Consider the following 21,540-nt stretch of genomic DNA (forward strand, 5'->3'; position numbering starts at 1 on the left):
TCAGGCAGGCGGTGAGCCGTGCCGTACTACCTGACCGACGACACCGCGGACCTCGACCCGCGCTGGATGGTCCTCGCCGGCGGCCGCGTGGCCGTGGCTGACCAGCTGTTCGCGTTCTGGCACCGCATGTACGGCGAGTCGTCCCGACACACCCACGACGGCTACCTGACCCACCACGAGGCCCTGACCGCGTGCCGTGGCCGCAAGCAGCTGCTCGAGCTGCTGCTTACTCCCGTGCTGGGGGAACCGCCGCTGGTGCACCGCCGCGGCGACACGTGCGTGGTGAAGAACTGCATCGACGCGTCCCCGCCATGGGTCGATGGGTTCGAGTACCGGATCTGCGGCTTCTCGAAGAAGAACCCCACCCGCGCGGAGAAGGCCCGCAACGACGCCCAGAAGCGCGACAGTGAGGACTCCCGGCTGCGGCGGTTGGTCTACACCCGCGACGGCGCCTGCTGCCGATACTGCCGCTCTGGGCCGATGCCGTACAAGGGCACCGGCAACGTCAAGGACCGCCGGCGTGCGCTGCAGTACGACCACGTCGATCCCGACCGCGCGGCCGGCCCGGACGGCGTGAACTACGTCGTGGCGTGCGGCCGCTGCAACGAGTTCAAGGGACGCCGCACGCCCGACGAGGCGGACATGGTGCTGCTGCCCGTTCCGACCCAGGCCCAGCGCGACGCCTGGGCCGCGCGCGGGCAGCGGCTGTTCGACCCCGGCGACCCGGCCGCCGACGACGTCGAGGACGGCAACGAACAACCGCCGCGACAACCACCCGAACAACCGCCGGACAACCAGCCGGACAAGCAACCGGCGGTTGTTGGTGGGGTTGTCGATCTGGTTGTGCCCACAGGCGGCCTTGGGGCTGTTTCCACAGGTGAAGTGCGCCTGCAGGTAGGCCAGCTGGGACAAGGACAACCCGCGAATCCGGGCTCGGAAGGGTCCGGGTCGGGTCGGGTCGGGCAGCCGCCTGTGCCACTAGTCCGGCCGTTCTCCGCCCAGCCCGCCCGCGACCCGAGCGCACCGGACATCTACCACGGCCGTTCCCGCGCACCCGCCCCCGAGCACGACCTGCCCCCGCCACCCGGGGGTGGCCCGTGACCGGGCAGCACCGCGCGCACGAGCTCGCCGAGCTCGACGCCCTCGCCGACTTCGAGTCCGCCGTCGAGCACGCCCTGACCGTCGCGTGCCCCTGGTGCTGGCAGCCACCCGGCGCGCGCTGCGTCTACCCCGGCACCGACGAACCGCTGCACCGCGCCCCGGCGCACTGGCAGCGCATCCGCGCCGCCGACCACGAACCGACGACCGAAGGAGCAGGCCCGTGAACCTCTGCAGCTGCGGCAAGCCCGCGCACGCCACCCTCTGCCCCGAGTGCACCCGCAAGGTCGTCACCCAGCTGCGCGAGCTCGCCACCGGCGGCGTGCTCCGGATGCGGATCCACCAGCGCCGCGTCCACGTCCCCGCGGTGACCACGCCACTGCCGGTCGCCGCGGTGATCACCCCGGCGACCGTCCGGTACGAGCAGGACCTGCGGGCCGACACCCGGCCGAGCCTCTACGAGCTGCTGATCGACACCCTGGCCCGCCGCGACCACACCGGCAGCGACTCGATCGGCGCCGTCTCCGGGCACTCCCGCTTCGAGATCGACTTCCACGCGAAGGCCGCCGAGCTCAAGGTCACCATCGACGGCCTGCTGATCACCTGGGCCGTCGACGTCGCCCGCCGCAACGGCCGCGAGCTCGCCGCGACGACCGTCCGCGGCGCGGCGGCATGGCTGGCGAAGGAGCCGGCGCTGATCGCCGCGCACCCGGACGCGGCGAAGCTGGCCGACCAGCTGCGCAAGGTCGTCCGCTCCGCCTGGCGGGTGGTCGACCGCGACCCCGACGCCGTCTACCTCGGCCAGTGCGGCAACCTGCTGCCGTCGGAGGACGGCGAGCCGGTCGTGTGCCCGGCGGACATGTACGTCCCGCCCGGCCTGGAGGTCGTGCAGTGCCGGGCCTGCGGCGCCGTGTGGGACGTCCGGCCGCGCCGCGACCACCTGCTGTCGCATGTGGACGACCAGCTGGCCACCCCGCCCGAGATCGCCCGCGCGCTCTCGGCCGTCGGGCAGCCGGTCACCGTCGACCAGATCTACGGCCACATCCACCGCCAGCACCTGACCCGCCACCCGCCCCACCCGCTCGACAAGCGGGCCCGCCCCCGCTACCGCGTCGGCGACGTCCGCGCGATCCTCGACACCACCACCGACCGGGAAGCCAGCTGATGACCAAGGACCCGCTTAGCCAGACCTGCCCCAACGGGCACACCGCCAACTCCGACGGCAACTGCTTCGAGCAATCCTGCCCCTACCACGTGAGCAAGCGGCACGACGGAATCGGCCGCTGACACCACCTCCGAACAGGACAGAAAACGTGACAACCTACCGAGTCACCCAGTACCGCGAAGAAAGTCGTCGAGCCGATCAAGAAGTTCATGCGCGCCCACGGCATCGACCCGAACAACGTCCCGCTCTACGGGGACATCGAAATCGACGAGGGCGCGCGCAAGCTCACCGTCGACAGCTACGTCCGCGACGAGGCAGGCCAAATCGTGGACGTCGGCGGTGACGGCAAGCGCGAGCAGGTGACCGTCGACCTCATCGCGCCATGGCCGTTCCCTCCCGAGATAACCGAGCTGTGACCGACTGGCCCCCAGCGCACCGAAAGGGACCCCTCCGATGACCGAGCCCGAAGGCGACCTGCCGACCACCTGGCCTGACTGGGTCGCGCTCACCACCGACCGCCGACCATTGCCCGACCCGCCCCCCGACGTCGACGAGGCGTGGACGTTTGTCTACGACGGCGAGTGCCTCAGCTGCCGCAAGGCGACCGAGGGCGACCGCGCTACGGTGATCCGCTGGGCGCAGGACCACTTCGGCTGCGCGCCGCTGGCGCCGCCCGAGCCCGCCGCGCCGCCCGGCGTGGTCGGCCGGATCGAGGACCTGCCCCGCAACCCCGACGGCACCGTCACCATTCCGCTCGCTGGCACGTGGACGTGGGGCGATCCGTCATGACGCACCCTGACCGCGTCGTGCACGTCCGCCCGCTGCCGCCGACGGGCGGAACCAGCAGCCTGCTTGCGGGCCGGCAAACCAAGTCGATCGACCAGTACCGACACGACCTCTTCGGCGACTGAGCACCAGCGCCGTATAACGCCGTGCACGGCCGTCTGGACACGCCGCGTGGCTACCCGGTGTTGTGGCTGACCTGGGCGACGGGCTACATTCCTCACAGTGGGTGAACTGTCCGAAGGGGACGGCACCCGCTCACCAGCTACACCTGCCACGGCCCCGGGATCGGCTCCGGGGGGCGAAGCCCCGGCTACGGCCGGGGCTTCGTCATGCCGGGGGTGAGCGATGGTCGCCAAGCACCAGGGCCGGTCCGGCCGCCCGTGGGCAAGGATCAAGGCGCAGTGGAAGGCGACCACCCGGATCTGCTACCTCTGCGGGACCTGGATCCCGGAGGACGTCCCGCCCAACGACCCGCTGGAGTACACCGTCGACCATATCGACGCACGCTCCCGCGGTGGGCCGCCCACGATGGAGAACACCGCGCCGGCGCACCGCCGGTGCAACTCCCGCAAGGGCACCAAGCCGCTGTCCGAGCTCGAGCTGCTGAAGACGTCGAGGGCGTGGTGAGCGTGCGGCACGTGGTGCTGATCGCCGGGCCACCGTGCGCGGGCAAGTCCACATTGGCCGGCCAGCTGGCGCAGACCCGCCCGGGCATCGTGCTCGACCGGGACGTCATCGCCCGCGGGCTGGGCTCGACACGGGGGTGGCTGCACGAGGCGGCCCTCACCGAGCGGGCCGAGCAGATCATGGTGGGGGAGATGGCCCGGATCGGGGCGGCCGACGACGTGGTCGCCTACGTCGTGCGCTCGGTGCCCACGCCGGGCGCGCGGGCCGAGCTCGCGCACCAGCTGCGGGCCGACGTCGTGTACGTGGTGAACCCGGGCATGGGCGAGTGCCTGCGCCGCGCGACGGCCGGCGGTCGACCCCAGGGCACCCACGCTGGGGTACGGGAGTGGTACCGCCGGTACGGCCCGGCCGGGGTGGACAGGCAGCCGGAGGCGCCGCGGCTGAGCACGTCGCGGGCGTGGTGATCGTGGATCTTCGGTGATCAACTGAAGATCCACAAAAAAGTCCGTTTCGATCAACGCGGTCGACTCCGCGCCCACCTGACCCGCCCTCCCCCCGGACGGATTTTCGACCAGAACGCTGCACGTGTTTGCGCAGGTCAGGGGCTTTTGCTGCGCCTGCGTTGCAGGGGAGTTGTTGATCATGGCGGACACGTCTACCGAGCGCGCTCGACGCTCCCGCGCACACGCTCGCGGCGACCATTCGCTGTGCCGGGCGCAGCGCTGCGGGGTGGCCCGGGCACACGAGAAGGGCGAGCACTCGCGCTGCTCGGGCAGCTGGTGCGAGGCCGCGGCGAAGGCCTCGCTCGCCGCGGGATCGGCGCCGCCGCCTTCGGCCGGCGACGGGTACCGGGTGCGGTCCTCGCTGATCGACGGCGACGGCGAGTTCGGCCCGGAGGGCCAGGAGCTTTGGGACGCGGTCAACCCGAACGGTGACCTGAAGCCGCTGCAGGCCGCGCTGCTGCGCGAGGCGTGCCGGATCACCGACCGGCTCGGCGCGCTGGACCGGCACCTGAAGGGCGACGGTCCCTGGCTGGAGCTGTCCACCGAGGACGGCGTGGTCTGGCACGTCGACGTGACCGACGTGCTGAAGGAAGCCCGATCGCAGGCTGGCGCCTTCCGCGGCCTTGTCACCGAGCTGCGCCAGTCGAGCTCGACCAGCCGCGCGTTCGCGCCGCCGGCGCCTGACGCGCCCGAGGGCGAAGGGGGTGCGTCAGTTGTCGACCTTGGCGCCGCCATCCGCGCCCGTTTCGCAGCCGCGCAGACCGAGGGTTAACCAGGTCCCGCCCTACTCGTTCAGTCTCGGCCCCGAGGCCATCGCGTTCGCGCTTCGTGCCGGGCTGCGCGCAGACGACTGGCAGGAAGAGTCGGTCACGCACATGCTCGGCGTGGGCGACGACGGCCGGTGGGCGTGCCCGGAGTACTGCGAGTTCGTCGCTCGCCAGAACGGCAAGGGCGCGATCTTGGAGATCCGGGTCCTGTTCGGGTTCTTCCTGCTCGGCGAGAAAGAGATCGTCTGGTCGGCACACCAGTACGACACGTCGATGAAGGCCTTCAAGCGGCTGAAAGCGCTGATCAAACGGCTTGGCCGTCAGGTCGGCGACAACGAAAGCCTGATCGTCGTCGACGGCATCCTGGTCAAGATCTCCGGATCGCACGGGCAGGAAGGCTTCACCCGGCTGGACACTGGCGCGGAGATCCAGTTCGTCGCCCGCCACGCTGGCACCTCCCGCGGCTTCACCGGCGACCTGCTGATCGTCGACGAGGCGTTCGCGTTCAACGACGAGCAGCAGGAGGCGATGATCCCGACGCTGTCGGCCCGGTCGATGGAGATCCCCGGGCCGCAGGTGATCTTCACATCGTCGCCGCCCCTGAAGTCCGACCCGACGATCGTCGTTTTCCGGCACAAGAAGCAGTCCGACTCCGGCGACGTCGACGGCTTGTGCTTCCGGGATTGGGGCCTGGCCGGCGACCTGGAGAACCTCGACGGGATCGACCTCAGCGACCGGGACCTGTGGTACCAGACCAACCCCGCACTCGGGCGGCGGATCAGCGAAAGCTTCGTCGAGAAGCGCGAGTTCAAGCGGTTCAGCGAGCGCGGGTTCGCTCGTGAGCGGCTCGGCATCTGGCCGGCGCCGCCCGAGGACGTCGACCAGGTGATCAAGTTCGAGGACTGGCGCGACCTCGGCGATCCGGACTCCGAAGCCGGCGTCGACGTCGCGTTCGCCGTGGACATCACCCCCGACCGGCGCTGGGCGTCGATCGCCGTCTACGGCGTCCGTGCCGACGGGCTGGGCCACGCCGAGGTGATCGAGCACCTGGAAGGCACCGGCTGGATCGCGGCGCGCATGGCGGAGCTCAAGGAGCGCTGGAACCCGGTGGCGTTCACCCTCGACACGAAGGGCCCGGCGGGCAGCCTGCTGCCGGAGCTCGACGACGTCGGCATCCGGCTGCCGCGCCGCGGCGAGGACGGCAAGCGCGTCGAGCCGCACCGCGGTGACCTGATCATCCCGACCGCCAACGACTACGCCGGCGCGTGCGGCGCGCTGGTCGACGCGATCACCCAGGGGAAGCTGCGGCACCGCAACCAGACCCACCTGAACAGCGCGGTCGGCGGGGTGGCGAAGCGGCCGCTGGGCGACGCGTACGCCTGGGGCCGCAAGACGAGCTCGGCGAACATCGCGCCGCTGGTCGCCGTCACCCTCGCCCGCTGGGCCTTCCTAGCCCGACTCAACGCCCTCGCGGCCCCGGCCCCACCGCCGGCCACCGCGCCCGTCCCCGAGCACGCCGGCGCGCCCGTCGGCGGCAACGAGCTGTGGCGCCCGACGTCGCGGCTCAACATCTGAAGGGAGCTCGCCCATGGTGATCCGGATCCGGATCCCGGCGCCGTCGAGCATGCTGCTGGCGAACCTGCTGGCCGTGCTGAGCCTGGCGGGGATCGTGACAGCGGTCGGCGGCCTGGCGGGAGTGTGGTGGGCGGTGCTCACCGGCGGCGTGCTCGGGCTGGTCGTGGCGTACGCGGCGATGATGAACGCCGCGGCGGCCGAGCAGGCCGGCCCGGCCGCGGCCGGCGTCGAGGACCAGGCGCACGTCGACGGGCGCCTGGTGCGCGCGGTTGAGGAGCCGGCCGCCTGATGAGGTCGATCCTGCCGCTGCCCGCGCGCGTCCGCGAAGCCGCGCCTGCGCCCGCCCAGCGCGCGGTCGAGGCGACGCCGCAGCAGGTCGCCGCGACCGGTGCCGCGCTCGGTTCCTACGGCCAGGTGGATCCGATCGACGGCGATGCCGGGTGGCGGCCGGCCGGGTCGCAGGGGCGGCAGGTTCCCGAGTGGACGCTGGAGAAGGCGCGGATGTACTCCGTCGCCGCGTACCGCTCGAACCCGATGGCCAAGGCCATCGTGGACACCTACACCTCGTTCTGCGTCGGGGACTCCGGGGTGTCGGTGACGGTCACCAACCCGGACGTCCGCGAGGTCGTCGACGAGTTCTGGACCGACCCGCGCAACCGGATGGCGGCGCTGCAGGAGCTGTGGCTGCGCGACCAGCTGCTGGTCGGTGAGTCCCTGATCGAGCTGATGACCGGGCCGATCAGCGGCTCGACCCGGTTCTCCCCGATCGACCCGTCGATCATCGTCGACGTCGTGCTGCACAAGCGGAACCCGCTGTGGGTCGACCACGTCGTGTTCCAGGACTCGGCCGACCGCGAGAATCTGCTGATCGCCGACGTCGACGACCACACCGGCCTGATGTCCGGACAGGCGATGTTCTGGACCCCGTTCAAGGCGCTGATCACCGACCGGCGCGGATCCCCGTTCCTGTCCACGGTGCTGGACTGGCTCGACTCCTACGACCAGGTGCTGGGCAACCTCATCGACCGCACGGCGCTGGCGCGTTACCTGGTGTGGGACGTGACCGTCGACGGCGACCAGAAGGACGTCGACAACTTCGTCAAGCAGCGCGGCGGCCTGCACGTGCCGCGCTCCGGGTCGGTCGAGGTGCACAACAAGTCGGTGGAGTGGGAGCCGAAGACGGCCCAGACCGGCGCCTACGAGGACACCACCGCGGCGCGCAGCGTTCTGACGCTGGCGGCCGCGGGGTCGGGCCTGTCGAAGACGTGGCTGGCCGAGCCGGAGGACTCGAACCGGGCGACGTCGCTGACGATGGCCGAGCCGGTGCGCCGGCGGATCTCCGGCGTGCAGCGGGTGTGGATGGGCTACCAGACCGACCTGCTGCACTACGTCGTCGACCAGGCCGTCGCAGCCAAGCGGCTGCAGCCGACGGTCGAGGGGTCGGATCCGAAGACGGGCGAGAAGTCGCAGGTCCGCGCCCGCGACACGGTGATGGTGACCGGCCCGGAGGTCGCCGCGGCTGACGCGCAGATCTCCGCGCAGGTGCTGATGAACCTCTCGGTCGGCCTGGACAAGCTGATGAGCCGCGGTGTGCTGAGCCAGGAAGCCGCCGCGATGGCCGCGCGGAAAGCCTGGGAGGACTTCGTTGGGGTCCCGTATCGGGCCGAGCTCAACGACCCCAACAAGGCGAACGTCGACGACGTCGCCACGCACGTCGACGACAACGCCGACGGCAAACCGGTGGGCGGCCGGCTTCACGCACTGCCCTGATTCCGTTGGAGGAACACATGTCCTGGTCCATCGACGAGGCCGCCCAGGTGATGGGGATGGCCCCGCACGAGGTGCTGGCCGTGGCCGAGGTCGGCGACTACCACGTCGTCACCACCCACGACGGGCAGCACACGCTCGTCACCGAGGAGGGTGAGGCGAAGCTGCTGACCGCCGAGGATGCCGCGAAGCTGGGTGTCGACGAGGGCGGCGAGCTCGAGGAGCTGGCCGACGCGGCCGAGGACGCGGATCCGGCGAAGACGGCCGAGGGCAGCGACCTGGACCCGAACGCCGCCGAGATCGCCGAGCGCGCCCGCCAGGCGCTGGAGAACGGCGGCCAGGGCCCGACGCCGTCGGCGCCGGTGCCGAACCCCGAAGCGGGCGGCCTGCCGCCGAACGAGAACAGCAGCGACGGCGACGAGGACCCGGTGCCGGACGCGAACAAGGACGACCTGCTGGCGTGGGTCGGCGACGACTCCGACCGCGCGGCCCGCGCGCTGGAGGCCGAGAAGGAGCGCTCCGGTGGTCCGCGGTCGACGGTCGTCGCGGCGCTGGAGAAGGTCGCGCAGGCGTGAACGAGCACCCGCCGCCGGTGTGCTCGGACCCGGGATGCGGTGCGTGCGCGCAGGCGCGCGCGACGGCCGCGTTCCGGGGCGAGCCGATCAACGAGGAAGGGGCCGCCGTGAAGTCGGTGACGTGCCCGCAGTGCCAGCACGTGTTCGTGCCCGGGCAGCCGGAGCGGGTGACCGAAGCGACTGCAGCGCCGGCGAAGGCGACCGGTGACGTCGAGTACGCCGACCCGGGCTGGCAGAAGGACGGGAAGAAGCGCTACCCGCTCGACACCACCCGGCGCGTGAAGGCGGCGTGGTCGTACATCAACGACCCCGACAACGCCGCGCCGTACAAGGCGAAGCAGCTGCAGCAGATCAAGGCGAAGATCAAGGCCGCGGCGAAGAAGCTGGGGATCGAGATCAGCGACAAGGCCGCCGAGGCCTGGATCTCCGGCACTATGTCGTTCACCGACCTGCAGGAGCGCGTGCGCGCCGCGGTGCGCGCGCGGGTCAGTGCCGATTCCGACGACGGGTTCTACCGCTGGGTGTGGATCGCGGACATGTCCGCGGCCGAGGTCGTGTACTCGATCGAGGGCCCGAGCGGTTCGGAGTGCGCGCTGTTCCAGTGCACGTACACCGTCAACGGCACCGAGGTCGAGCTCGGCGAGCCGGCCGAGGTCGTGCGCACGTACGCGCCGGCCACGTCCGTCGACGGCGGCGCCGAGGACGACGACGCCGCGCAGGGGGCGGCGACGGCGGTCACCGAGTCGGTGCCCGGGCGGCTGCTGGAGGCCAAGGGGACCGACGCGGCCGGGAACCGGATCTTCCGGATCCGGGTGATCAACACCGGCGACAGCCGCAACGGGACCCGCTACCCGCAGTCGGTGCTGGAGGCGGCGGCGCCGCTCTACGACGGGGCGAAGGTCTACGACCACCACCGCACCGAGGAGGAGCTGCGCACGTCGACGACGGCCGGGCTGATCGGCTACTGCCGGGCCCCGGAGGCCGTCGACGGCGGGATCGACTCCGACCTGTACCTGCTGCCCTCGGCGAAGGCCGCGGCCGAAGCGCTCGACGCGAGTCTGGCGCTGCAGGCCGAGGGCCTGGCCCCGCTGGTCGGGTTCAGCCACGACGTCGTCGGCTACTTCAAGTCGGTCACCGAGGGCGCGACGCGCGTCCGTGAGGCGACGTCGATCGAGAAGGTCAACTCGGCGGACCTGGTCGCCGACCCCGCCGCCGGCGGCCACGCGACGCGCATGGTCGCCGGCGGAATCACGAACGACCCGGCGGGCACGGTGCCTGCGGGGGAGAGCACGAAGGAGAGCACCGTGGGCACCACGACTGCTGATGTGCTCGCCGCGCTCAAGGACGCGACTCCGGAGATGCTCTCCGCGGTCGGCCTGCGCAAGGCGGACACCACCACCCAGACCGAAGCCGCGACGACCGCGGCCGCGGGCACCGAGCAGGCGACCGAAGCCGTCGAGGCGCAGCCGAAGTCCTCGTTCCTCGGCAAGCTGCTGATCCGCCAGAAGGTCGCCGACGCGTTCCCGGCCACCATGGTCGACCAGGTCGTCGAGTCGGTCACCGGCACGCTGCCGGACCGGATCACCGAGTCGGCCGTCGACGGCGCGATCGCGTCGATCAAGTCCGCCGCGGCGATCTTCGAGCGGGCCGACCTGGCGCCGTCGCACTCGGTCGAGGTCACCCAGGAGTCGCGGCAGAAGAAGATCGACGCGCTCGACGCGTTCTTCGCCGGCGACACCCAGAAGGGCTACCGGTCCTTCCGGGAGGCCTTCGTGGACTTCACCGGCGCCCGGCCGCGGGCGTTCGACGAGGAGTTCGCCCGCACGATCCTGCGCGAGTCGTTCGGCGGGATGAACGGCGGCTACGACTCGGCGGTGCGCCGCACCGAGTCGATGGACTCCACGACGTGGAACCTGGTGCTGGGTGACTCGATCACCCGGCGCATGGTCGCCGAGTACGCGCAGCCGTCGCTGCAGACCTGGCGCGCCATCGTGTCGATCATGACGGTGAACGACTTCCGCACCCAGCGGATCGAGCGGATCGGCGGGTACGGCGTGCTGCCGACCGTCGCCCAGGGCGCGCCGTACCAGCCGCTGACCTCGCCCACGAACGAAGAGGCGAACTACGCCGTCACCAAGCGCGGTGGCACCGAGGACGTCACGCTGGAGATGATCGCCAACGACGACATCCGGGCGATCCAGCGGATCCCGTCGAAGCTCGGCCTGGCCGCGGCGCAGACGCTCTACCGGTTCGTCTGGGACTTCTTCGTCAACAACGCGGCCACCTCCTACGACGCGGTCGCGCTGTTCCACGCCACCCACGCGAACACCGACGCGAACGCGCTGTCGCAGACGAACCTGTCGGTGGGGCGGCGCAAGATGCGCAAGCAGGCCGCCTACGGCGACAGCTCGAACGTGCTCTCGATCGTGCCCAAGACGCTGATCGTGCCGAGCGACCTCGAGGAACTGGCGTTCCAGCTGTGCACCTCGGCGGTCGCGATCCCGGCGACGCCGGCGGGCCCGACCGACACCCCGAACATCCACCAGGGCCTGCAGCCGATCGTCATCGACTACTGGACCTCGGCGACGGGGTGGTTCCTCTCGGCCGACCCGAACATGGTCCCGACGATCGAGATCGGGTTTTACAACGGCAAGCAGGACCCGGAGCTGTTCACCCAGGCCGACCAGACGGTCGGCAGCATGTTCAACGCGGACAAGCTGACGTACAAGGTGAGGCACATCTACTCCGGCGCCGTGCTCGACCACCGCGGCCTCTACCGCGGCAACAGCTGAGCACCGTCCCTCCTTTCTGGACGCACCCACCGAGTGAATCGCGGCCGCACCAGGCCCCTACGCAGCCGGCACCGCAGCAGGTGCCTGGACGGGGCCGGGTGCGGCCGCACCCTTACCACCCTTGAGCAGGGAGAAACCCATGCAGTACAAGGAACTGAGCGGCGATCTCGTCTTCACGTTCGAGATCCCGCCCACCGCGGCCGGTACGGCGCTGGAGCAGCCGTGCCTGATCGTGCCGTTCGCCGCGACCATCACGTCTGTGCGGTGGGTGCCCGGCGCCGCGGTCACGGCCAACGCCACGAACTTCGCCACGCTGGCGTTCCGCAACCGCGGCGCGGCCGGCGCCGGGGCGGTGCAGCCGGCGACCGCGCGGTCCTACGCCGCGACCAACAGCGTCGCCAACGTCCCGGAGACGATGGCGCTGTCCTCGACGGCGTCGGACCTGCAGCCGGCCGCGGGTGACGTGCTCACCGCGACCATCGCGCACTCGGGCACGGGCCTGGCGATCCCGGCCGGGCTGCTGCAGGTGGCCCTGCGAGTGCGCGGATGAGCACGGCCCAGGCGTCGGCCCGGAGTGTCACGGCGTCCGGCGCGGTGTCGCCGACGCCGTGCACGCTTCGCGGCCTGTCGCTGCGCGACACCTCCGGCGCGGCGAACATCGTCGACCTGTTCGACAACGCGTCCGCGGCGTCCGGCACGGTCGTGGCCACGGTGGTGCTCGCCGCGAACGGCAGCGGCCACGTCAGCGCGCCGGACGGGGTGCGCTGCGCGAACGGCCTGTACCTGCAGGCGACCGGCGCCGTTGTCGGCGCGGTGTGGGTGGGCTGAGCTGGTGGACCAGACAACCCGGGTGACGGTCGGCCAGGCGGTCACGCTGCAGCACGTGTTCCTGGTCAACGAGGACACCCCGACCGACGCGGCCGGGGACGTCACCGTCACGGTCAAGGACCCGGCCGGCGCGACGGTCGTCAGCGGCACCGCGGTGCACGGCAGCACGGGCACCTACACGTTCGTGCTGCCGCCGCAGTCCGCGGTGACGCGGCTGACCGTCACCTGGGCGGCCACCGTCGGCGGCTTCGCCACGTCCGCGGCCGAGCTGGTCGAGGTCGCCGGCGGGGTGTTCTTCACCATCCCCTACATCCGCGCGGCCGACTCCCAGCTGGCCGACACCGAGAAGTACCCGACCCCGGTCCTGGTTGCGGCGCGGCTGGAAACCGAGATCGAGTGTGAGGACATCTGCGGCCGCGCGTTCGTGCCGCGGTACTGGCAGGAGACCCTCGACGGCACGGGCACCAGCGACGTCCTGCTGGGCCGTCCGGATGTCCGGACGATCCTGTCGGCCGCGGCGTCCCAGCGTGCCGGGCTGCCGCGGGTGCCCTTCACCGAAGCCGAGCTCGCCGCGCTGGCCGTGACGTCGGACGGCATGCTGCGCCGCACCGACGTGGCGTTCTGGCCCGAAGGCGTCGGCAACGTCGACCTCGGCTACGTCTACGGGCTCGACGCCCCGCCGCAGCCACTGCGCGAGGCCGCGCTGGTGCGGCTGCGTGCCCTGGCGAACAAGCACCGGACGATGGTCCCGGACCGCGCGACGTCGTTCACGTCGGTGGACGGCGGCACCTACCGGCTGACCCTGCCGAAGCGACGCTCGACCGGGATCCCGGACGTCGACGCGGTGTACGCCCGGTACGGGCTCGGCGCCGAGGACGGCAGCCCGGGCGGCTCGGGCGGTGCGCCGGCGTCGCGGCAGCTGAACTACGACCCGCAGTACCTGAGCATGTTTCACGGCGGGGTGCGCTGATGGCCGGCACCGCCGCGGTCGCGGCGAAGAAGGCGCTGTTCGACCTGCTCGCAGGACAGGCAGGCGCCGGCGAACCGCTCGCAGGCGTGCAGGTGAGCTACCAGTTCCCGCGGCAACTGGAGCGCGACCACGTCTACTTCGGACGGGTGCGGTTCGACCACGACTACTCGACCTTCCGCGTGGCCGGCGGGCGGCAGCCGCGGACCGAAATCGCCACGGTGTCGCTGTACGTCGGGGCCAAGCGGATCGACAGCGACCAGCACGCCGCGGACACGCGGGCCGTCGAGATCGGCGGTGTGCTCGAGGACCTCATCGCCGCGGATCCGACCCTCGGTGGGGCGTTCCAGGTCGTGTTCGTCGAGTCGGGCGAGCTGGAACCCAACCTCGACGACGACGGCGTGTGGGCGATCCTCACCTACTCCGTGACCGTCCAGTCCGAGCTGAGCTGAAAGGCGGCCTGGCACATGGGCAACAAACTCGTGCTGACGAACGCACGGATCTTCACCGGCGGCGCGGACCTCACCAGCGCCAGTAACAAGATCTCCATCGACCCGGAGGTCGCCGCCGAGGACGTCACCAACTTCGGCTCCGGCGGCTGGACCGAAGTCACCGCCGGGCTGGCCAGCTCGGAGATCAGCGGCGAAGGCCAGTGGGAAGCCGGCGACCCGTCCAAGGTGGACGACAACCGCTGGGCCGCGCTCGGCGGCCTGTCCGCCTGGTCGATCACGCCGGGCGGCGCGACGCCGGGCACGGTGGCCTACTTCACCAAGGCGTTCGACGGCGAGTACTCCGTCCTGGGTGCCGACGTCGGCAAGGTCGTGCCGTGGTCGGCGAAGGCGAAGGGGGCCTGGCCCGTCGTGCGCGGGCAGATCGGCCACGACCCCGGCACCGCGCGCACCGCGACGGGCACCGGCGCCGGGGCGCAGCTCGGCGCCGTCGCGGCGGGCAAGCAGCTGTACGCCGCGTTGCACGTGCTCTCGATCGCCGGCACCGCGACGCCCACGATCACCGTGGCGATCGAGTCCGCCCCGGACAACACGTTCGGTGCGCCGACGACCCGGCTGACGTTCGCGGCCGCGACGGCGCTGGGCGGGCAGATCCTGCGGGTGCCGGGCCCGTTCACGGACACCTGGTGGCGTCCGAAGTGGACGATCTCCGGCACCACACCGAGCTTTCTGTTCGTCGTCGCTTTCGGCATTGCCGCGTAAGGAGAAACCATGGGTACCAAAACCGTTCTGCTGGCGGCGTACGTGAACGTCAACAGCACAGACCTCTCGCAGTACGGCTGCACCGCCGAGCTCCCGATCGAGGTCGCCGCCGAAGACGGCACCACCTTCGGGTCCGGCGGCTGGGAGGAGAACGTCGGCGGGCTGAAGTCCGGCTCGATGAAGGTGAAGTTCAAGCAGAGCGTCACCGCCACGGAGCTGGATTCGATCATGTGGCCGCTGCTGGGCACGGTGGTGCCGTTCGAGCTGCGGGTGTCCCAGGCCGCGGTCGGCGCGTCGAACCCGAAGTACACCGGCAGCGTCCTGATTTCCAAGTGGACGCCCATCTCCGGTGACGTCGGCAAGATCCTCGAAGTCGACGTCGAGTGGCCGACCTCGGGCGCGGTGGCGCGCGCGGTGGTCTAGTGACCGGCGTCGCGCTGGACCTGTCTCAGCCCGAGCGCAAGCTGCTGGAGATGGCGCGGGCGCTGCGCTCGGTCGAGGACGGCAAGGAGATCAAGCGCGACATCGTCAAGCAGCTGCGCCGCGCCGCGGGACCGGTGCGGCAGCAGGTGCGCGGCGCGATCCGGCAGGCGCCCAGCAGCGGCCGCGGCCACCCCGGCCGCAGCATCCGCTCGGCGATCTCGCAGAAGGTGCAGGTCGTCGCGAAGCTCAACGGCAAGGCCGTCGGCGCGCGGATCGTCGCGAAGGAAACCAGCTCGACGCGCGGCTTCACGCACGCGCCGCGCCGGTTCAATTCGGCGGCGGGCTGGCACCACCAGACGTTCGGGGAAGAGCCCGAGCAGTTCCAGCTCGGCAAGCCGGGCTGGTTCGACGACACCATCGCCGCGCGGAAGAAGGAGTTCCGCTCGGCGATGGAGGACGTGGTCAAAGAGGCCGCCCGTCGGGTGGCGAGGAGGGTGCACTAGTGAAGATCATCTACACGCCGGCCGACGGCGACGAGCAGACGTGGGACTGGGACCCGAAGCTGGTCCGGGCCCGGGATGCCGAGCTGATCGAGGGCCGGGCCGACGCGACCTGGGACGAATTCCAGATGCAGCTGCTGGCCGGCCGGATGCGGGCGCGGCGGGTGCTGCTGTGGTTCCTGCTCCGCAAGGACCACCCCACGCTGCGGCTCGACGACGTCGACTTCGCCGCCGGGGAGATGAAGGCCGAGCACACCGTCGACGAGCTGGTCGAGCTGCGCGAGGGCCTGGAGGACGCGCCCAACATCCCCGACGACCGGCGCGAGGCGGCCCGGGACTTCCTGGACCAGCGGATCGCCAAGCTGCGTGAGGACGGCGAAGAGCCGGCGGGAAAAGCCCGCTCCAAGCCGAGCGCGAAGAGTTCTGCCTCCTGATTTCCGAGCTGCTCCACATCAGACCGTGGGAGCAGCGGGAGCTGCTCACCGTTCCTGAGCTGCGCGCGGCGATCCAGTACGTCAAGGAAACGCTTGAGGCGCGGAAGCAGCAATAGCTGCGCCGCGCTGAATTCGGGAAAACAAATGAATAGCGGGGGAGGTGTTTCGCGTGTCTGACACCTCCCTGCTTTTCAACATCCTCGGCCGAGAGAACGTCAGCAAAGTCTTCGCCGAGATCCGCCGCGACGCGGTCGCGACCGCGGCGGTGCTGCGCGCGGTCGGTGACGCGACGGCGAACCAGGCGAGGGACAACCTGGCGGGAATTGCTTCCCTGACCAAGGGTTTTGCGATGTTCGGCGGTGTTGCCTCGGCGGCGTCGCTGGCGGCCGGCGGCGGGCTGGCGGCGCTGCCGCTGGTGTTCGCGGGGATCGGCGCGAAACTGCTGGCCGAGAACGCGGCCGTGAAGAATTCGTTCACCTCGCTCGGTACGCACGTCACGGACACGCTGACGAAAGCGGCGCAGCCGCTGGTGTCCACGTTCGTCGGGATCGCCGGTGAGCTGCGCAAGACGTTCGACCAGATCGCCCCGCAGATCGGGCAGATCTTCTCCACCATCGGCCCCTACCTGACCACCCTGACCGAGGGGGTCACGGGGTTCGCGGTCAACGCGATGCCCGGTTTCCTCACCGCGGTCAAGGCCGCCGGGCCGGTGTTCGACGGCCTGGCCGACCTGCTCGCCGGAGCGGGCGAAGGCATCGGGCAGCTGTTCGCGAACCTGTCGGTCGCGGCCGACGCGGCCGGTGCGGCGTTCTCGGCGCTCGGGCCGTTCCTGGCCGACACCCTCGGCACGGTCGGCGCGGTGCTGGCCACCCTGGCCCAGGCCGGCGGCCCGATCCTGCAGGCGATCCTGCCGGTGATCTCCACCCTGATCGACGGGCTGGCGGGCGCGCTGATCCCGGTGATCCAGTCCCTGGCCCCGGTGCTGGTGTCGGTCGCGCAGGCCGTGCAGCCACTGGCCGATGCGCTGGTCGGCGCGTTCGCCGCGGCCGGCCCGGCCTTGACTGACCTGTTCAGCCAGCTCGGCGGGCTGCTGACCGGCAGCCTGCTGCCCGCCCTGACCCAGATCCTCGGCGCCGTGACGCCGTTGATCCCCGCGTTCATCAGCCTGCTCTCGCCGATCATGCCGCTGGTGCCGGTGATCGCCGACGTCGCCGCGCAGCTGGCCGGCGCCCTGGCCCCGATCCTGCTGCAGCTGCTGCCGATCGTCAGCCAGATCGCCGGGCTGATCTCCTCGGCGCTGGGCGACGCGCTGCGCCAGCTGGCCGCGGCGATCATGCCGCTGCTGCCCACCCTCGGCCAGCTCGCCGCCACCCTGGGCACGGCGATCCTGCAGATCCTCACCGCCCTGCAGCCCGTCTTCTCCGCGTTGATCGGCGTGCTGGTGCAGCTGCTGCCGCCCATCGTGAGCCTGCTGCCACCGATCGTGCAGCTGGTCGTCGCGCTGACCCCGATCCTCACCCTGGTGGCCCAGCTGGCGGCGTGGCTGCTCAACCTCCTGGCGCCGGCCATCGGGTGGATCGCGCAGCGGATCGCCGATCTGGCGACCATCCAGACGAGCACCCTGGGTGCGGCGATCAACTGGCTGACCGCGCACGTGGGGCCGGCCTGGGAGGCGGTGAAGGCCGCGATCGGCTGGGCGGTCGACGCCATCAAGGGCATCCTCGCGTGGTTCGGTTCCCTGCCGGGCAAGTTCTCCGCCTGGTTCCAGTCCGTGAAGGACTGGATCGCGATCAAACTCAACGACGCCGTCGGGTTCGTGCGGTCCATCCCGGGCCGGATCACCGACGCTCTCGGCGATCTCGGCGGCCTGCTGGTGCGCGCGGGCCGGGCCATCATCGACGGCTTCCTACGCGGCCTGAAAGCCGCCTGGGGCGCCGTGACCGACTTCGTCGGCGGAATCGGGTCCTGGATCGCCGCGCACAAGGGCCCGCTGTCCTACGACCGCACGCTGCTGCAGCCCGCCGGGCAGGCCATCATGGGCGGCTTCCACGCCTCCCTGGTCGACGGGTTCGGCGCGGTGCGCGGGTTCATCGGCGGCATCGGCGGCGAGATCGCCAGCGCGGCCGGCGGCGCGCTCGGCGGCACCATCGGCGTGACCGGCGCCGGCGGGAGCGGCGGCTTCGGCGGCGCCGCGGGCGGCGGCCGCCAGGTCGTCGAGGTCCGGTTCGTCTCCGAGAGCGGCACGGTCGGCGGCAAGCTGCTGGAGATCCTCCAGGAGGAAGTCCGCGCCCGCGGCGGTGACGTGGTGGCGGTGTTCAGCGGATGACCGCGCCGGTGTTCCCCCTCGCGCCGCGCGACGTGACGGTCGAGGCCTTCGCGCTCGGCGGCTGGATCGACATCTTCCCGGACGTCCAGGTCGCCGAGAAAACCGACATCGTGATCACGCGCGGCCGGCCGAACGAGAGCGGCGACCCGCCGCCGCAGACGTGCACGCTGCGGCTGAACAACCGGGACGGCAAGTACAGCCCCCGCAACCCCATGTCGCCGTACTACGGGCCGAACGGGCTGGGCCGCAACACGCCGCTGCGAGTCGCGGTGCGTACCGCCAAGGACAGCACCGCACGCACCGTGTCCAACGGATGGGGTGCCGCCGACGTCGGCGGCACCTACACGACCGTGGGTGTCACCGACCTGCTTGCCTCGGACTTCAACGTCGGCGGCGGCGTGGCCACGATGGCGGTGCCGCCCAACGGCTACCGGCTGGCGTACCTGGGTTCGCAGGCCTACAACGACGTCGACGTCTCCGAGACCGTCAGCGTCGGGTTCGCCACCGTCACCGGCGACTCCATCGATCTGTCGGTCATCGCGCTGAGTGCTCTGTCCACAACGGACTACATCAAGGTCGTCACCCGGGTCACGGCTACCCAGTCGGTCGTGATGAGCATCGTGTACACCGACGGCGCCGTGGTCGTCGCCGACACGACGGTGCCGGGCCTGACGTTCTCCGGGCAGGCGCTGCGGGTGCGCGCGCAGGTGGACGCGCAGAACATCCGCGCGAAGGTGTGGGTCGCCGGGCAGCCGGAGCCCTACGGCTGGGCCGTCGACGGCCGGTCCGATCGCCTGTTCCGGCGGGCGCCCGGCTGGGTCGGTGTGCGCTCCGGAGTCAGTGCGGGCAACACCAACGGCGCGCGGCCGGTGATCTCGCACTCGGCGATCGAGGTGCGGGTACCGCGCTTCGCCGGCGAGGTGTCCAAGTGGCCGCCGAAGTGGGACCTGTCCGGGAAGAACATCTGGACGACGGTCACCGCGTCCGGGATCCGCCGCCGCCTCGGGCAGGGGCAGACCCCGCTGCGCTCGCCCTACCGGCGCGGCAACCAGACGATCAGCCCGCCGCACCTGGCGTACTACCCGGTCGAGGAAGGCGCCAACGCGCAGCAGATCGCCTCCGGCATCGGCGGCGCGCCGATGCTCATCTCGAACGCCGCCGGTCAGTTCGCGTCGGACTCCTCGTTCCCCGGCTCGGCGCCGATCGGCAAGCCGGCCACCGGCCGGTGGACCGGGCCACCGATTGCAGGTGCCGCGGCGACCGGGCAGATCCAGCTGATGTTCCTGCTGTCGGTGCCAGGCAGCGGCGAAACCGACCAGGCGACGTTCGCGCAGATCCAGATGACCGGCACCGCCGGGTTCCTCGACGTGTCCTACATCGCAGCCTCAGGCGGCGTGCAGTACAAGTTCTACGACCAGGCCCGTGTTCTGGTCCACACGAGCGGGGTCTTGGGCGCCGGCGTGCTGCCAGGGCAGCCGCTGCTGGCGTCGGTGCAACTGACCCAGGCCGGCGCGGACATCAACTACGAGTTCGCGTGGTGGGTTGTCGGCGCCCCCGGCGGCTTCGTGCTGGGCGGGACAGCGGCCGGCCGGACGATCGGTGCGCCGCTGCGGGTGACGATCTCGCCCTACACGCAGGTGGCATCGTCGGCGATCGGGCATGTGGCGCTGCGCAACAACATTACGTCGATCTTCACCCTCGGCGGACAGTTCACCGCCTACACCGGCGAAACCGCCGGAGCACGGATCGGGCGGCTGTGCGCGGAGAACAGCATCCCGATTCAGGACACCCGCAACCCGCAGATTGCGAGTGCGCAGCTGGGTGTGCAAGCGCAGTCGAACCTGACCGACGTGATGGACGAGGCGGTCGCCGCGGACATGGGCAGCTTGTACGAGTCCCGCAGCGTGCTGGGGTTGTGGCGCCGCGGCCGCGGCTCGCTGTACAACCAGCCCGTCGTCCTCGCCCTCGACTACCCGACGGCCGGGCACGTCGCGCCGCCGTTCGCGCCGATCGAGGACGACCAGTTCACCCGCAACGACGTCACCGTCACCCGCAAGAACGGCAGCTCGTACGAGGTGATCCAGACCACCGGCCCGATGGCGGTCACCGCCCCCTCAGACGGCGCCGGTGCCGGCCGCTACGACGACGCGGTCACGCTGAACCTGGCCAACGACACCCAGACCCCGGACGCCGCGGCGTGGCTGGTGCACCTGGGCACCGTCGACGAAGCCCGCTACGCGTCGCTGACGGTCGACCTGGCCGCGCTGGCCCGGGTCGACCAGGCGCGCGCGCTGGCGGCGCTGGCGGTCAACCTCGACGACCGGATCACGATCACGAACCCCAAGATCGAGATCAGCCCCGACACCCTGTCGCTGCTGGCCCGCGGCTACACCGAACGGATCGGCCAGTACCGCCACCAGATCACGTTCAACTGCGCCCCGGAAAGCCCGTACCAGGTGCTGCGGTTCGACACGGCGGGGTCCAAGTGGGACAGCGGCGACAGCGTCCTGGCGGCCGCGGCGACCTCGAGCGCGACCAGCCTGGTGGTCGCCTCCCCGTCGGGGCAGCAGTGGACCACCAACCCGGCCGCGATGCCGATCACGCTCGAGGTCGGCGGCGAGCAGGTCTCGGCCACCGCGGTCGCCAACGAGATGCTGTCCAACACCGGCTTTGAAACGGGGCTCGGGCCGTGGGGCAGCTCGGGGACGTCGTCGTTCACCCAGTCCGGCACCCAGAAACACAGCGGCTCGTTCGCGGCCCGGCTGGTGCCGACCGGCGCGGCCGGCACCGTCAGCATGGGCAGCGAGCTGATCCCGGTGGTGGCCGGCATGCCGCTGACGGTGTCCGGCTGGGCCTGGTTCACCAACGCCGTCGTCGGCAACTTCGCCCTCGCGGTGAACTGGCTGACCTCGACGGGCGGGTTCATCTCCACGTCACTGGTCGCCGGGAGCGCCTCGGCGGCGACCTGGACCCAGTTCACCAACACCTACACCGCCCCGGCCGGGGCGGCGCAGGCGCAGCTGATCCCGCTGCTGTCCGGCACGCCGGCCGCCGGGCAGATCTTCTACCTCGACGACCTGTCCGTCACCGGCCCGCAGCGCTTCACCGTCACCCGCAGCGTGAACCGGGTCGTCAAGGCACAAGCCGCCGGCACCGCGATCGGGCTGGCCCGTCCCGCGACTTTGGCTCTGTAGAG

At 71.2% G+C, this 21,540-nt stretch carries 24 protein-coding genes; all 24 read left to right on the forward strand.

Annotation, left to right across the window (positions count from 1 at the left end):
• The first annotated feature begins 18 nt into the window (after nucleotides 1-18).
• The 24 genes from BLW76_RS08410 to BLW76_RS08520 all read left to right on the forward strand — a co-directional run bounded on the left by BLW76_RS08410 (nucleotide 19) and on the right by BLW76_RS08520 (nucleotide 21,538).
• Complete coding sequence (locus BLW76_RS08410; RefSeq protein WP_091305264.1) at nucleotides 19-1,101, forward strand: HNH endonuclease; 1,083 nt, start codon at nucleotides 19-21, stop codon at nucleotides 1,099-1,101.
• On the forward strand, nucleotides 1,098-1,325 hold the full coding sequence (locus BLW76_RS08415) for a zinc finger domain-containing protein (RefSeq protein ID WP_091305265.1): 228 nt from the start codon (nucleotides 1,098-1,100) through the stop codon (nucleotides 1,323-1,325). Before BLW76_RS08410 ends, BLW76_RS08415 begins: the two co-directional genes overlap by 4 nt.
• Nucleotides 1,322-2,263: a hypothetical protein gene (locus BLW76_RS48335; protein ID WP_091305266.1), complete on the forward strand. Its 942-nt coding sequence runs from the start codon at nucleotides 1,322-1,324 to the stop codon at nucleotides 2,261-2,263. The genes BLW76_RS08415 and BLW76_RS48335 overlap by 4 nt, the downstream gene beginning before the upstream one ends.
• A gap of 209 nt (nucleotides 2,264-2,472) precedes the next feature.
• A complete protein-coding gene (locus BLW76_RS08425) occupies nucleotides 2,473-2,679 on the forward strand; it encodes a hypothetical protein (protein WP_091305267.1) in 207 nt (68 codons plus the stop codon).
• Between the two features lie 37 nt (nucleotides 2,680-2,716).
• Nucleotides 2,717-3,052 (forward strand): hypothetical protein, encoded by a 336-nt coding sequence (locus BLW76_RS08430; protein ID WP_091305268.1) that lies wholly within the window; start codon nucleotides 2,717-2,719, stop codon nucleotides 3,050-3,052.
• Nucleotides 3,049-3,174 carry a hypothetical protein gene (locus tag BLW76_RS50375; protein WP_279627663.1) on the forward strand — a complete coding sequence of 42 codons (126 nt, stop codon included), beginning with the start codon at nucleotides 3,049-3,051 and terminating at the stop codon, nucleotides 3,172-3,174. The genes BLW76_RS08430 and BLW76_RS50375 overlap by 4 nt, the downstream gene beginning before the upstream one ends.
• A 220-nt stretch (nucleotides 3,175-3,394) precedes the next feature.
• Entirely contained in the window at nucleotides 3,395-3,676 is a 282-nt protein-coding gene (locus BLW76_RS08435; protein WP_091305269.1) for an HNH endonuclease, read from the forward strand.
• The gene (locus tag BLW76_RS08440; protein WP_091305270.1) at nucleotides 3,673-4,140 is read left to right on the forward strand and encodes an AAA family ATPase; all 468 of its coding nucleotides are present in this window, start codon (nucleotides 3,673-3,675) and stop codon (nucleotides 4,138-4,140) included. Before BLW76_RS08435 ends, BLW76_RS08440 begins: the two co-directional genes overlap by 4 nt.
• A 178-nt stretch (nucleotides 4,141-4,318) precedes the next feature.
• Nucleotides 4,319-4,951 carry a hypothetical protein gene (locus tag BLW76_RS08445; RefSeq protein ID WP_143060549.1) on the forward strand — a complete coding sequence of 211 codons (633 nt, stop codon included), beginning with the start codon at nucleotides 4,319-4,321 and terminating at the stop codon, nucleotides 4,949-4,951.
• Nucleotides 4,952-5,054: 103 nt separating this feature from the next.
• Entirely contained in the window at nucleotides 5,055-6,521 is a 1,467-nt protein-coding gene (locus BLW76_RS08450) for a hypothetical protein (protein ID WP_091305272.1), read from the forward strand.
• A 13-nt stretch (nucleotides 6,522-6,534) separates the two neighbouring features.
• Nucleotides 6,535-6,810, forward strand: coding sequence for a hypothetical protein (locus tag BLW76_RS48340; protein ID WP_091305273.1), 276 nt, complete (start codon nucleotides 6,535-6,537; stop codon nucleotides 6,808-6,810).
• Nucleotides 6,810-8,291, forward strand: coding sequence for a hypothetical protein (locus BLW76_RS08460; RefSeq protein ID WP_091305274.1), 1,482 nt, complete (start codon nucleotides 6,810-6,812; stop codon nucleotides 8,289-8,291). Before BLW76_RS48340 ends, BLW76_RS08460 begins: the two co-directional genes overlap by 1 nt.
• 17 nt (nucleotides 8,292-8,308) lie before the next feature.
• The gene (locus BLW76_RS08465) at nucleotides 8,309-8,863 is read left to right on the forward strand and encodes a hypothetical protein (RefSeq protein ID WP_091305275.1); all 555 of its coding nucleotides are present in this window, start codon (nucleotides 8,309-8,311) and stop codon (nucleotides 8,861-8,863) included.
• Nucleotides 8,860-11,655, forward strand: a complete 2,796-nt coding sequence (locus BLW76_RS08470) for a phage major capsid protein (RefSeq protein ID WP_091305276.1) — start codon at nucleotides 8,860-8,862, stop codon at nucleotides 11,653-11,655. The genes BLW76_RS08465 and BLW76_RS08470 overlap by 4 nt, the downstream gene beginning before the upstream one ends.
• A gap of 139 nt (nucleotides 11,656-11,794) precedes the next feature.
• Entirely contained in the window at nucleotides 11,795-12,205 is a 411-nt protein-coding gene (locus tag BLW76_RS08475) for a hypothetical protein (RefSeq protein WP_091305277.1), read from the forward strand.
• Complete coding sequence (locus BLW76_RS08480) at nucleotides 12,202-12,483, forward strand: hypothetical protein (protein ID WP_091305278.1); 282 nt, start codon at nucleotides 12,202-12,204, stop codon at nucleotides 12,481-12,483. Before BLW76_RS08475 ends, BLW76_RS08480 begins: the two co-directional genes overlap by 4 nt.
• A gap of 4 nt (nucleotides 12,484-12,487) precedes the next feature.
• Nucleotides 12,488-13,453: a hypothetical protein gene (locus BLW76_RS08485; protein WP_143060550.1), complete on the forward strand. Its 966-nt coding sequence runs from the start codon at nucleotides 12,488-12,490 to the stop codon at nucleotides 13,451-13,453.
• Nucleotides 13,453-13,902, forward strand: a complete 450-nt coding sequence (locus BLW76_RS08490) for a hypothetical protein (RefSeq protein ID WP_091305280.1) — start codon at nucleotides 13,453-13,455, stop codon at nucleotides 13,900-13,902. Before BLW76_RS08485 ends, BLW76_RS08490 begins: the two co-directional genes overlap by 1 nt.
• Nucleotides 13,903-13,917: 15 nt before the next feature.
• Nucleotides 13,918-14,661, forward strand: coding sequence for a hypothetical protein (locus BLW76_RS08495; RefSeq protein WP_091305281.1), 744 nt, complete (start codon nucleotides 13,918-13,920; stop codon nucleotides 14,659-14,661).
• A 9-nt stretch (nucleotides 14,662-14,670) separates the two neighbouring features.
• Nucleotides 14,671-15,084, forward strand: a complete 414-nt coding sequence (locus tag BLW76_RS08500) for a hypothetical protein (protein WP_091305282.1) — start codon at nucleotides 14,671-14,673, stop codon at nucleotides 15,082-15,084.
• Nucleotides 15,084-15,587, forward strand: coding sequence for a hypothetical protein (locus BLW76_RS08505; RefSeq protein ID WP_244170087.1), 504 nt, complete (start codon nucleotides 15,084-15,086; stop codon nucleotides 15,585-15,587). The genes BLW76_RS08500 and BLW76_RS08505 overlap by 1 nt, the downstream gene beginning before the upstream one ends.
• Complete coding sequence (locus BLW76_RS08510) at nucleotides 15,587-16,018, forward strand: hypothetical protein (RefSeq protein ID WP_091305283.1); 432 nt, start codon at nucleotides 15,587-15,589, stop codon at nucleotides 16,016-16,018. Before BLW76_RS08505 ends, BLW76_RS08510 begins: the two co-directional genes overlap by 1 nt.
• Before the next feature lie 169 nt (nucleotides 16,019-16,187).
• Nucleotides 16,188-18,344: a phage tail protein gene (locus BLW76_RS08515; protein ID WP_091305284.1), complete on the forward strand. Its 2,157-nt coding sequence runs from the start codon at nucleotides 16,188-16,190 to the stop codon at nucleotides 18,342-18,344.
• A complete protein-coding gene (locus BLW76_RS08520; RefSeq protein ID WP_091305285.1) occupies nucleotides 18,341-21,538 on the forward strand; it encodes a carbohydrate binding domain-containing protein in 3,198 nt (1,065 codons plus the stop codon). Before BLW76_RS08515 ends, BLW76_RS08520 begins: the two co-directional genes overlap by 4 nt.
• The last annotated feature ends 2 nt before the right edge of the window (nucleotides 21,539-21,540 follow it).

It is taken from the genome of Amycolatopsis tolypomycina (genome assembly GCF_900105945.1).
GTDB lineage: Bacteria > Actinomycetota > Actinomycetes > Mycobacteriales > Pseudonocardiaceae > Amycolatopsis > Amycolatopsis tolypomycina.